Source organism: Bacillus pumilus, assembly GCF_024498355.1.
In the GTDB taxonomy this organism is placed as follows: Bacteria; Bacillota; Bacilli; order Bacillales; family Bacillaceae; genus Bacillus; species Bacillus pumilus_P.
Genome location: NZ_CP101833.1, coordinates 268,959 through 281,381, shown reverse-complemented (window position 1 = coordinate 281,381; position 12,423 = coordinate 268,959). Strand labels below are relative to the sequence as shown.

Annotated in this window: 9 protein-coding genes and 1 pseudogene; 3 read left to right on the top strand and 7 right to left on the bottom strand. The window is 40.7% G+C overall.

The annotated features are described in order from the left end of the window. Nucleotides 1–316 precede the first annotated feature (316 nt). Entirely contained in the window at nt 317–1,228 is a 912-nt protein-coding gene (locus NPA43_RS01570) for a DUF5105 domain-containing protein (RefSeq protein ID WP_256499257.1), read from the top strand. Between the two features lie 56 nt (nt 1,229–1,284). Here NPA43_RS01570 and NPA43_RS01565 read toward each other — a convergent pair whose 3' ends face one another. The 3 genes from NPA43_RS01565 to NPA43_RS01555 form a co-directional block, all read right to left on the bottom strand. Then, nucleotides 1,285–2,370 (bottom strand): SEC-C metal-binding domain-containing protein, encoded by a 1,086-nt coding sequence (locus NPA43_RS01565; RefSeq protein ID WP_099726157.1) that lies wholly within the window; start codon nt 2,368–2,370, stop codon nt 1,285–1,287. Nucleotides 2,371–2,562: 192 nt separating this feature from the next. Beyond that, nucleotides 2,563–3,501 carry a response regulator gene (locus NPA43_RS01560; protein WP_256499256.1) on the bottom strand — a complete coding sequence of 313 codons (939 nt, stop codon included), beginning with the start codon at nt 3,499–3,501 and terminating at the stop codon, nt 2,563–2,565. A 4-nt stretch (nt 3,502–3,505) separates the two neighbouring features. Further along, nucleotides 3,506–4,792 (bottom strand): ATP-binding protein, encoded by a 1,287-nt coding sequence (locus tag NPA43_RS01555; protein WP_099726159.1) that lies wholly within the window; start codon nt 4,790–4,792, stop codon nt 3,506–3,508. 517 nt (nt 4,793–5,309) lie between these two features. Here NPA43_RS01555 and NPA43_RS01550 point away from each other — a divergent pair. Both NPA43_RS01550 and NPA43_RS01545 read left to right on the top strand, forming a co-directional pair. Then, the gene (locus tag NPA43_RS01550; RefSeq protein ID WP_099726160.1) at nt 5,310–6,290 is read left to right on the top strand and encodes a glutaminase; all 981 of its coding nucleotides are present in this window, start codon (nt 5,310–5,312) and stop codon (nt 6,288–6,290) included. A 32-nt stretch (nt 6,291–6,322) separates the two neighbouring features. Further along, nucleotides 6,323–7,749 (top strand): annotated as a pseudogene (locus NPA43_RS01545) (alanine/glycine:cation symporter family protein). 39 nt (nt 7,750–7,788) lie between these two features. Here NPA43_RS01545 and NPA43_RS01540 read toward each other — a convergent pair. The 4 genes from NPA43_RS01540 to NPA43_RS01525 all read right to left on the bottom strand — a co-directional run bounded on the left by NPA43_RS01540 (nt 7,789) and on the right by NPA43_RS01525 (nt 12,184). Further along, nucleotides 7,789–8,649 (bottom strand): alpha/beta fold hydrolase, encoded by an 861-nt coding sequence (locus tag NPA43_RS01540; RefSeq protein ID WP_099726315.1) that lies wholly within the window; start codon nt 8,647–8,649, stop codon nt 7,789–7,791. Between the two features lie 111 nt (nt 8,650–8,760). Beyond that, nucleotides 8,761–9,126, bottom strand: a complete 366-nt coding sequence (locus NPA43_RS01535; RefSeq protein WP_256499255.1) for a VOC family protein — start codon at nt 9,124–9,126, stop codon at nt 8,761–8,763. A 100-nt stretch (nt 9,127–9,226) separates the two neighbouring features. Next, nucleotides 9,227–10,609 (bottom strand): amino acid permease, encoded by a 1,383-nt coding sequence (locus NPA43_RS01530; RefSeq protein WP_099726163.1) that lies wholly within the window; start codon nt 10,607–10,609, stop codon nt 9,227–9,229. 66 nt (nt 10,610–10,675) lie between these two features. Beyond that, nucleotides 10,676–12,184: a class I adenylate-forming enzyme family protein gene (locus tag NPA43_RS01525; RefSeq protein WP_256499254.1), complete on the bottom strand. Its 1,509-nt coding sequence runs from the start codon at nt 12,182–12,184 to the stop codon at nt 10,676–10,678. Between the last annotated feature and the right edge of the window lie 239 nt (nt 12,185–12,423).

The window sequence follows — 12,423 nt, the reverse complement described above, 5'->3', positions numbered from 1 at the left end:
TTTTGTGAAAAAACCTACCAAAATAGGAATTAAAACCTATTCATCATCATGAATAAAACCGATAAAATAAATAAGGTAAATTGACATTAGGATAATTTTCCCTTTCTAACCCGAATATACCATTCAATATATCACTTTTATCTTAGAAGGATGACGCTAAAGAAAGCGGGAATATATACAAAGGAGTATGAAATGATTAAAAAAACAAGTGTACTAGTCATGATTGCATTAATGATGATTTTCTCTGCAGCTTGTCAAAGCTCAGTAAAAACAACAGATTCCGAAAAAAAAATCCTCTAATACAGTAGAGGTAAAAGTGAATAGCTATGAATATAATTTACCAGACGACGCATCGACCACTCTTCGAGAAAATGAATTAGTGTTAAAAGTCAACCTAACCATTACGAACAAAGAAAATAAACCACTTTCATTATTAAGCAGACATTTTACTCTCTATCAGGGTGATTCACAAGTGTCAGAATTAGATTTTTATAGCAGCAAAGACAGACTTAATTCAACTTCATTAAATAAAGGCAAATCTGTAAAAGGCTCTCTTTATTTCTTGGTAGATAAAGGAGCGAAATACCAACTCGTTTATCAAAATCCAATCAATAAAGATAGTGATCCAATTGAAATTGACCTTGATGGAAAAAAGATTATTGATACAGCAGAAAAATTAAACAACGCAGCAAAGGCCCTTAATGCATATACAGATGTCATCGTATTCGGTAAAGAAAATAAACAGTTCCCTGAACTAACTGGTGACAATAAGGCTGATCTCGTGAATAAATATAATGAAATGTTTATTAAAGACTTTAGAAGAAGTGCAAGTATCTATGGGAACGAAGTCAGTGATGAAGACATTCTAAGCATGTATCAGCGCATTCAAAACACAGTGAAGGAAAAAGCCAAAGTAGAAACTAGTGTAAAAGCTATCAAAAATGAAGAAGCTGAAGTTGTGGCAAAAGTTACAGGCATTGACGCATCTGAATTAGAAGACAAGCTGGCTGATATTTCAAAAGAATTTTATAAAGGGAAAATCACAAAAAAAGAGTTGTACAAAAAGAGCTTGAAGATATATGCGAGTGAATTTGAAAAACTTCCTCCGGCATCCAGCCCTACTGAATTTGAAGTGAAAATGAAACGTAACGGTGAAGGTCAGTGGAAAATTGATTTGAACGATTTTAATACAAAAGAATATATGAACAGTTTTATCATCACAGAATAATGTTTAAAAAAGGCGCGGAACCCTCAATAAGGTTACCGCGTCTTTTTTGATTACTATTATACAGTCGCCTCTTGCTCTTCTTTAACCGCTTTTTCGATATCTTTAAAACGGCTCGATACAGTAGACGCACTAATGCCATACTTTTTAGCAACTTGTGCTTGAGAAAGCGGGGCATCACTTGCAAGCGAATGAATATAATATTCGATTCCCGCAGCAAATGACGCTGCTTTACGGATCACAGGTGATTTCTGATCACAGTACGCTTTCCAAACCGTTAAAGCGCCATCTGTCAGGCTTTGATCACCGTGCTCCTTCATCCCGTCTTCAATCAGCTTGGCTGTTTCCAGCTGAACGTCACTTGCCCAGTCCATACGATCTGCTAATAGTCCTGTACCGCCTTCTGTTTGAGCAGGTGTTTCCGGTTCTTCTACTTCTTGCTTCGCAAACATACACTTCAGCACTTCAGGGAATGATTCTCTCATAAATGTGCTGCGCGCTCCTCCATTTGCTTCGTGTGCTTCAACGAGCTGGCGAACCTGAAGAAGAAGGGTATCTGTAAACTCTTTCGCAAACATCGTATATTGAATGAAAAACTCTGCTTTGTCTTCAAACTGAACAGGGAAACCAAGCACGAGACTGCCCTTCTCTGGCAGCACTGTTTGATCCGGTTTTACATCAACTTCAACCTTCTCCGCTGTCACCATATTCTCAAAGTAAAGAGACTCGTCCGTTTTTTCATTTAATAAAAGCAATGATGGTTCCATGTCTGTCCAAGATTGAACTACTTGTTTTGTTTTCGGACGGGTAATTTCCTCTGCTTTCTTTGTCAGGAATTCATGGAAGATGGTTTCTTTCTGATCCGTTAATGGACGGAAGAAAATGCCCCATACACTCAAATGGAAAACTGAAATTTGTTGCGTTTCTTTATCCATATCTGCAAGGAAAGAAAACTCATTAATGAATTGATTGATCGCTCTCTGATGCTTAGAGAAAGCATAATTCATTACATCCTTTTGAACTTGTACAGCTTCCTTAAACACAAGCTCAGACGTTTGTTCTCCGCCTGACTTTTGGCCACAGCAATGTTTATATTTTTTTCCGCTTCCGCAAGGGCAGAGCGCATTTCGTTTAATTTTTCCCAAAATAAAACCTCCGACATTCTAGTCTAACCTCACTATTTTAACAAACGATTGCACAGGAGGGTTTTATTTTCAAGAAAAAAGAAAAATCAGAATGATCAGATAAATAACAAAGACACCTGACGAGCACGTCTGATCATAGAAAAGGGCTCCCTTCCACTGTTTATTTTCTCCAATCATTCCAACAGATTTTTCTTAGCTCATTCCTTCGAATAACTGTTTTGCTTCGAAATAAAAGATTTGAACGAACTTCTTCGTATTGACTCTGCCCGTCGATCCTGCGGGTGAAGATGTCTTCTGCATTTCTTTCATTCTTTGGCTGACATCGGTAAAATCAAAAAACTTCGACGCATAGTGCTCAAACTTAGGATTCGAAAAATCTGTTAATCCTAGTGAAGCGAAATGATTCAAGGAATGATGAATGGCTCGTCTAATTCGCTGCTCTGCCGCTTTCACTTCCCGCATCACTTCCACATCAGTCGCACCATGATCCAGCTTTCTTTCAGCCGTTTTGATAAACAGCTGCTTTAGTGGAGGAAAATTGACCTCATGGGAATTGGCTGTCTGTGTTTCATGTAAGTAGATCAGTATCTCTATTAGATCCTTAGAGCCGCTCTCTCCGACAATTCCTAATTCAGACAGGAGAAATTCTCCTGCCTCTTTCATCGTTCTTCGCTTCGCCCCAGAGCCCCCATCACGAGAAATCACGGGCTCTAATGGCAGCACATGACGAAGGGAAGCTTGAATATCGTAAATCGATTTTTCCAGCTTGATGCGCTCCATGACTTTTCGAATGACACTGACGATCTCAATTCGATTGACAGGTTTATGAATATAATATTCAATCCCCAGTTCATAGGCTTCTGCCATCAACTCTTTCGCCTCTACTTGAGAAATCATGATGACCTTGCCTTTGAATTCAGGGTGTATATGACGAATGGTTTGAATGCCATCTCTAGCAGGCATTAAAAGATCAATCAGAAGGATGTCTACTTTTTTGAGATTTAATGAATGAGCTTCTAATCCAACTCCGTCATCGGCTTCATCCACGACCTCTCCCAAATCCTCATCCTCAATAATTTGACCTAAAATCGAGCGTATTGCACGATCATCATCTGCAATGAAAAATCGCATACACTCACCCTTTCTGTATTAAATTTTGTATAGGAAGGACAAGCTGAAATGCTGTACCTTTTGTTTCTTTTTGTTCGATCTGGATTTGACCCCCAAGCTCTTGAACCAGCTCTCTCACATAGGATAAGCCAATCCCAGTTGACGGTGTACCAAATGCATCAAATTTCGAAGTGTAGCCTGGATCAAACACAACATCTCTCAATTTTTCAGGAATACCCGGGCCATCATCTTCAATCCGAATCTCTATTTTATCATGACCGCCTTTTAATACGAGTGAGATCGTTCCGTTATCTTCTATTGCTTCAACTGCATTTGCCATTAAATTATTAATCAAAGATAAGAAAATAAAAACATGATAATCATGCAAATGAATGCCACGTATATCAGAGGTAAAGGAGATGTTTTTCCCTAGAGATAGCGCGTATTTCTCTTGGATGCGGATCACAATGCGAACAAGCTCTTCGGCTCTCATATAGTCTTGCATATTTTCCTTTGAAATCAGCTTTGAAAGCCCAGCATAAATACGCTGATTGTCCTTTTTCACCTCATGGATTTCTCCTGCGAGCTTTAGCAGCTCTTGACTCACTTTCTTCCCTAGTTCGTGGTCATGCAGTAGACGGTAAAGCCGATATGATTCTTGCGTAATGTGCTCTGTATGATTTAACGTTTTCTTTAAGTGAACCGTTTCCTCATATAAATTCGAAATGACCATCATCATATGCTCATTTTGTTTCATGATTTGTTTCTCTCTTGATTGTGCCTCGTACAGCCTCATCATATTAAAAAAGCTGATCACCACAAAGCTGTGAGCAAACGCGATGAGGAACATATCACTCAGCTTTGATAGGGTCATCGTTGTATCGAACACTAGAAATTGTACAAACAGCTCGACAAAATCAGCCAGTAATTCGATCATGAGACCGATGATCCCAATGAAAATAGAGCGCTGCTTAAAACGTCCCGTACGAACGGCAAAAAACAGAAAAGCATAAGTAAAATAGAAAAAGAAACTTGGGAATTGCTGATAAAACGACGCAGCCATATCAGCATTCTGCTGAATCAGATCTAAGCCTACTCGAAAAAGTACAATGGCTGCGCCTGTTAAAAATCCCGGCAGGAGTGGTCTAGATTTTCTTAAGAGTAATAAACAAAAGAAAAACGCAGGTGCTCCAAAACTGATGCGAAATGTCTCGTTCACAGGATAAAACTTCAGCTCTCCTGCAAGCGGCACAATGACCACCATAAAAATTAAAATGAATGCGTCTTTTTTGACAAGCTGGTTTAAACTCAAATGACTGACATCCCTTCCCCTGTTTGCATAGCCACAGTATACAAGGAGACTCTTTTCTTCACAATGTGCAAAAAAATAATTTTCACTACGCCTTTCATCTCCAAAATCCTTTTTTATGACTATTCTCCGAGGGAGCAAGGTGACCTTTCAGCTATTCTGCATTATGGGGATTGTCTACAATAATGGGAATTGTTTAGACAATTGTCGACAGACTGATTTTTATTTGTAAGTTTTTCTGTAGATTTACGTCAGATTGTGTAGTTTCCAAGATAAATTGAATGAACAATTTTAGTGAAACTATATGTAAGCGTTTTCTGAATTTTCACTAAAAACCCTTTTTGTTTTTTCGCCGCCAAAGCCTTCATTTAAACATATATTTAGGTGTAAAGGAGTGGTACAAGCAGCGCATGACAAGTTCTTTGAAGATGTGTAACATGTTTTCGTGCCTATTTGATCGCATTTTTTGTCATCCGCCAATTCAATAGGGTACTTTTTGATTTTTGATTGGAGGAATCGTATGAAAACAGCAATTTCTAATAATACACAACACGCATGCCAGTCTTCTGTTGATCACTGGGCAGAAGAAATACGGCCTTATTACAAAAACGGTCAGAATGCTGGCTACATTCCAGCACTCGGAAAAGTGAATTCCTCTCAACTTGGTATCAGCGTGATAGGCCCAGATGGATCATCTGTACAATATGGTGATTGGGACGTTCCCTTTACCCTACAAAGTATCTCAAAAGTCATCAGCTTTATAGCTGCCTGTTTAGGAAGGGGCGTACCTTACGTCTTGGATCGGGTAGATGTAGAGCCAACTGGTGATGCATTTAATTCCATCTACCGCCTTGAGATGCATAAACCAGGGAAACCCTTTAATCCAATGATTAATGCTGGAGCTATTACCGTTTCCTCCATCCTTCCGGGAAAGACTTCTACAGAAAAGCTAGCATATATTTTCGATTTAATCGAAAACTTAATAGGTAAGCGTCCTTCTGTTAATGAAGAGGTTTATCAATCAGAATGGGCAACTGCCCATCGAAACCGGGCACTTGCTTATTATTTGAAAGAAACCAATTACTTAGAATCAGATGTCGAGGACACATTAGAAGTGTATTTAAAACAATGTTCCATCGAAGTCACAACAGAGGACATCGCCTTGATTGGACTGATTATATCAAGTGATGGCTACCATCCCTTTAAACAAGTTCAAGTCATCCCAAAAGATATCGCAAGACTAACAAAAGCATTGATGCTGACATGCGGCATGTATAATGCGTCTGGTAATTTTGCTGCTTTCGTAGGCGTTCCAGCCAAAAGTGGTGTGTCTGGAGGAATTATGGCTTGCGTTCCGCCAAGCGCAAGAAGAGAATTCCCATTTCAGACAGGCTGTGGAATCGGCATTTACGGTCCCGCCATTGATGATTGCGGAAATAGTATTACCGGTGTCATGATGCTGAAAAAACTCGCCAAAGAGTGGGATCTCAGTATTTTTTAAAGAAATAGGATGGAATTAGAAGAGGTGATGTTATGAATGACTTTATCAATGGTTTATTAACAACAACAAATGGTTTTCTATGGTCATATATTATTGTTGCACTATTAGTTCTTGTTGGCCTTTATTTTACATTTAGATCTCGTTTCCTTCAGGTTCGTATGCTCAAGGAAATGGTGATCGTTCTTAAAGAAGGAACAAATAAACAAAAATCTGGTGTGTCACCGTTTCAAGCGTTCGCTATTAGTATGGCAGCTCGAGTTGGAACAGGAAACATTACCGGTATTGCTATCGCTATTGCCATGGGTGGTCCTGGTGCTATTTTTTGGATGTGGATTCTGGCGATTATTGGTTCCGCCTCTAGTTTTGTTGAAAGTACACTTGCCCAAGTCTATAAAACAAAGGATGTGTCAGGCTTTCGTGGGGGCCGGCCTACTACATTGAAAAAGGCTTAAAGAAACGATGGATGGGGATTTTATTTGCTGTATTGATTACTATTTCTTTCGGTATTGTCTTTAATGCTGTACAGTCGAATACCATCACCATCGCTTTTGAAAATTCATTTGGCACAAACCGCTTAATTGTTGGAGTGATTATGGCTATTGGATTTAGCATCATCATTTTCGGTGGTGTCAAAACGATCGCAAAGATGGCAGAATACATTGTTGTTTTCCTAGCTGTAGCTTATATCGGGATTGCTCTCTTTGTCATGGTCACGAATATTACAGAGCTTCCTGGCGTCGTTCACACAATAGTTACCCATGCATTCGGTATTGAACAATTTGCAGGTGGTACGATGGGTGCCGTCATTATGGAAGGGATTAAACGAGGTCTCTTCTCAAACGAAGCTGGGATGGGTAGTGCACCAAATGCTGCTGCTGCGGCCGTGACTAGTCACCCTGTAAAGCAAGGACTCATTCAGGCATTAGGTGTCTTAATTGATACCCTCATTATTTGTACAAGTACTGCTTTTATCATACTTTTCTCAAATGCATATAGAACAACAAAACTAACGGGTATTGAACTCACTCAGGCATCTTTAAGTGAGCACATTGGCCCTTGGGCTTCTGGTGTACTTGCCATTATGGTCTTCTTGTTTGCGTTTAGTACGTTAATCGGGAATTATTACTATGGTGAAACGAACATCGAGTTCCTTAAATCAAGCAAGACATGGCTAATCGGTTACCGTATTGCAGTTATTGGAATGATTTTATTCGGTGCTGTGGCAAGTGTTCCTTTTGTTTGGAATCTCGCCGACCTATTCATGGGACTGATGGTCATCGTCAACCTCATTGCCATCACCATGCTGTCTAAGGTCGCCTTTGCAGCATTGAAAGATTATACGAGACAGAAAAAAGAAGGAAAAGATCCTGTTTTCTATAAAAATGCCGTTCCGAACAATGAACATATTGAATGCTGGGACGACGAACCTGCTTCTTTGAAAAAGAATCAAATCGGGTAAATAAAAAAAGCTCTGGTCCTTTGATCAGAGCTTTTCCCTTTATTTCAAAAATTCGAGTATGAGTTTGTTGACGACCTCTGGTTTTTCATGATTGATCCAATGAGAGGCATCATCGACAAAAACCAGCTGTCCATTTGGACAAATCTTAATCGATTCCTTTGCCAGCTTTCTGCTTAGAAACTTGTCCTCCATCCCCCAGATCATGCGAACAGGAACGAGAATCCGTTTTGAAATTGGCTTTTCAAAGCCGCCTTTTTTGATGGCCCGATACCAATTCAGCATTGACGTAATAGCTCCTGGCTGCGTCCAAGCGAGCTTGTAGCTTGAGACATCCTCCTTGGTGAACAAGTGTGGTCTATCAGTCAGCCCAATCGCTTCATCCAGCCTTTGAAATTGGTTTTCTTGAAGTGCTGCCTCTGGTACATTTGGAAGCTGAAAGAAAGCGATATAGGAGCTCTTCTTCCACTGTGGCGGATAAAAAGGGAGAACCTTCATCATCACACGCGGATGCGGCATGTTGACAATGATTAATTTATTTACATATTGAGAACGTGTAGAAGCCAAATGCCAAGCAACCGCTCCGCCCCAATCATGTCCGCCGACAATGGCCTTTTGATTTGGACTCAGCGTCTTAATCAAGCCCACGATATCATCTCTCAGTTGATCCAATACATATGATTCGACTCCATCTGGCTTGTCACTTAGATGGTAGCCCCTTTGATCAGGAACAACGACACGATAGCCTGCCTCTGCTAAGGGAATGATTTGATTTTTCCAGCCGTACCAAAACTCAGGAAATCCATGCAGCAGGACAAGCAGCGGGCCATCCTCAGGGCCAGCCATTGCAGTATGTAGCCTTATGCCATTTGTTTGGATATATTGAAACTCAACTTGTTCCATTCCGTTGCCACCCTTCCCCATGTCTTATTATTCTTCCAACATAGCATATTTTCCATTTTTCAGAAAATGAAAACACTCCAAAAAAACCTTCACCACTGTGAAGGCCTTTATCTATTTCATATAATTCAGAACCCAGATCAACCCATTTTTCCGGTCCTGTACTTGTCCGTGAAGTGCGCCAAAGAACGTATCCTGTAATTCCACCAGTACATCCCCGTCAGCTTCGAGCGCTTCATATACGGCCTTTAGTTCTTCTTCATTGTCAAACTGCATAATCAATCTGAGATTCTCCGATTTTGGTGTGCGGCCAAACGTATCTGAAAAGTGGAGCAGTGATTCTCCATGGTGCAATTCAGCATGTAACACACGGTCTTGATGTTCATTTAAAATATGAATATCTCCGCCAAAAATTCCTTGATAATATTGAAGAGATTCTTTCACATCTTCTACTACAATATAAGGACTAACGCTGATCATATCCCTCATCCTCCTCTTGTTCCGTCCATCTTCTCTTTTATAGCTTATCCCAAATCGTATGAAAAAAGGCACAAATCGTCAACGGATTTGCACCTTTTTCTCATGAAGACTTCGCTAATTCACTATGTTTGTTTGAATACGCTGCGTACATGACGACACCGATTAACAGCCAAACCCCAAAGTAAAGCCATGTGCGTCCCGGTAAGTTGAGCATGAGGAACAAGCAGCAGCCCATTGATATGATTGGCAAAACCGGTACAAAAGGAACCCGGAATCCCCTTTCAAGCTGCTGATGTGTCTTTCTCAAAATAAGCACAGATAAGCTCACCATCGCAAACGTCAATAAAGCACCGATATTCGCTAAGTTGGACAGATTCTTCAAATCAATAAACCCTGAAATAACAGCTGTCATTCCGCCAATCATCCATATGCTTGCAACAGGTGTATCGCTCTTGTTTGTTTTCGAAAACACTTTAGGCAAGAGCCCGTCTCGACCCATCGCATAGGCAATTCGAGTTGCTGCATAATTATTGGCGAAAATCACAGCCATCAATCCAATGACAGCACCGACAGAAATAATACCAGCCACGCTATTTTGATGCACACTTTGCAGCACATAGGACATGGCCTCTGTCACATTCAGCTTTGTATAGTGCACCATACCTGTCATGACCAAACAAACGACAATGTAAATGACCGTACAAATCAGTAATGAACCAATAATACCAATTGGCAGGTTCCGCTGTGGATTTTTCACCTCTTCTGCAGAGGCCGAAATCGCATCAAATCCTAAAAAGGCAAAAAACACAGCGGCTGCACCGGCAATGACACCTTCCGCGCCAAACGGCATGAACGGCTGCCAATTGTCTGGCTGTACGTAAAAGCCGCCTACTACAATGAAAAGAACAATAATGCCAAGCTTCACAAACACCATGATATTATTGAATTTTTTACTTTCCTTCGTTCCTCTAGATAAGATCCACGCAATCAGTAAAGCAATGATAATCGCTGGCAGATTCATGTATCCGCCTTGTTCTGGCCCTGCTAGGAATTGATGGGGGATAGAGATTCCAAACCCCTCCAGCAGGCTGTTGAAATAACTGGACCAGCCACTGGCCACAGCCGAAGCAGTCAGCATATAAACAGACAATAAGGTCCATCCCATCAGATGGCCCACAAGCTCACCCATCGTTGTATATGAATAAATGTATGCACTGCCGAATACAGGAAGCGCTGAAGCCATTTCTGCATAACAAAGTGCTGCTAAACTGCACACAATCGCTGCGATCGCAAAGGAGAAAATGACAGCCGGTCCTGCATCCTTAGCTGCTGTCATTCCGGTTAACACCATGACCCCTGTGCCGATCACAGCCCCTATACCAAGAAGCGTTAGATCAAGCCCGCCCAGCGTTCTCTTTACCTTTTGCTGCCTACTCTGTTCTAACAAATCGTGAATTTGTTTCTTACGAAGAATTTGTCGCAAACCCTTTCCCTCCAAAACGTTAGAAAAACAAAAAATTATTCAAATTTCATTATAGCAGAATAGGTCCTACGCATTCACAACCAATTCACGCAAATCTTTCTTCATAATTTTACCAAGTTTGTTTTTTGGCAGTTCCTTCGTGAAATGAATGGACGGAACCTTGTAATCTGCCAAACGCTCCTGGCAATAGTTCACAACATCTTGCTCGCAAAAATCGACGGATTCGTCTTTCACGATATATGCACTTGGCACTTCACCATATAAATCGTCTGGTACACCAATGACAGCTGATTCAATGACTCCTGGAATTTGATCAATGACTTCTTCCACTTGGTCAGGATAAATATTATCGCCGCCGTACAAAATGACATCTTTGTATCTGCCTGTGATATAAAGAAAACCTTCTTCATCTAGATAGCCTGCGTCTCCCATATGGAACCAGCCATCTTTGAGTACCTTCTCAGTAGCGTCAGGCTGATGGTAGTAGCCTAGGAAATAAAATGGGCTTCTCATGACAACTTCGCCAATTTCTCCAGCTGGCAGTGTCTCATCTGTCTCAGGATGAACGATTTTTACTTCTACATCCGCATCGACTTTACCGGCAGATCCCATTTTATCTTCACCCATTGCAGGGTACCATGCACTGACAACCCACGCTTCGGTACTTCCGTAGCCATGCATCATGTGAATCCCCACTTCTTTGTAGTCCTTAATCAAGCGTACTGGAACCTTCGTGCCGCCAGAAATCGCAATTTCAAAGGAAGAGAGATCATACGAACCGCGTTTCAGCTCTTCTAACATGTACGTATAAGCTGATGGGAAGGCCATCATAAACGTAATTCTTTCTTTTTCAATCGTTTCTAAAATGCGTTTCGGCGTTGCATCATGTAAAAAGACTAGGGTATACCCTTCAATTGCAGCTGCGATGAGATGGTTAATCGAGCTCATATGATACAGAGGGTGACTCGCCAAATATCGTTTTCCTTTTAGGTCAAATCCTCGATTCCCATGTCTTGTTAAAAATTGATAGAGTCGTCCATGTCCAACCATACAGCCTTTTGGGTTACCCGTTGTGCCGGATGTGAATAGAATCATAGCTAGATCCTCTTCTGACACCTCCTCAGCAAGATCACTTCCATCGTTTGAAGCCAATAGGTCTTCAAACAGCTGCGTTGTTTTCGCATTCACACCGGATTCCACCATGAGGCAATCCTCTAAAGACACATTCACAGCGGCAATGATGTCACGGAATTCTCGGTCAAAAAATAAAGCCTTTGGCTCTGCTTTTTTCAAAATGCCTTCCAGTTCAAAAGAAGTAAGCTGCCAGCTAAGTGGGACTGCGACTGCACCCGCTTTGATGGCTGCCAGCATAATCGTTGAAAAGTGATGATGGTTTTGACAAATAAAGCAAACGCGGTCACCTTTTCGAATCCCCTTACGATGTAAGTAATGAGCGAGCTGGTCAATGCGTTTTGCATATTCTTCAAATGTATAAGACACACCTCCGCCAGTTACCGCTTCAATTTGTGAAGAGCGTTCCATTCTGTCGTTTAGCAATGCCTGTAAAGTATTCAATATCTTCATCTCCAAACGTTTGATTTCAATAGCCAATTTCCAGAGAATTGGATTGGCAGATTTTATCTCATTCACATTCTAAAATAAAAATAGCTGAAAGTAAAATCATTTCATTTTGGAATTATTCTTTTTATTAATTGATAATACAGGTAATTTTATAGCCGTCTTCCATTTTGGTTTAAATGATGATGATTATTATGATAAGATAGACCTAGTAATTGATCGGAAAATGCGAATGC

What these genes read in the sequence shown, in the direction of transcription:
- NPA43_RS01535 (WP_256499255.1), bottom strand. Translation starts at nt 9,126, where the DNA reads ATGATCAGCGTTAGTCCTTATATTGTAGTAGAAGATGTGAAAGAATCT.
- NPA43_RS01540 (WP_099726315.1), bottom strand. Translation starts at nt 8,649, where the DNA reads ATGGAACAAGTTGAGTTTCAATATATCCAAACAAATGGCATAAGGCTA.
- NPA43_RS01560 (WP_256499256.1), bottom strand. Translation starts at nt 3,501, where the DNA reads ATGCGATTTTTCATTGCAGATGATGATCGTGCAATACGCTCGATTTTA.
- NPA43_RS01550 (WP_099726160.1), top strand. Translation starts at nt 5,310, where the DNA reads ATGAAAACAGCAATTTCTAATAATACACAACACGCATGCCAGTCTTCT.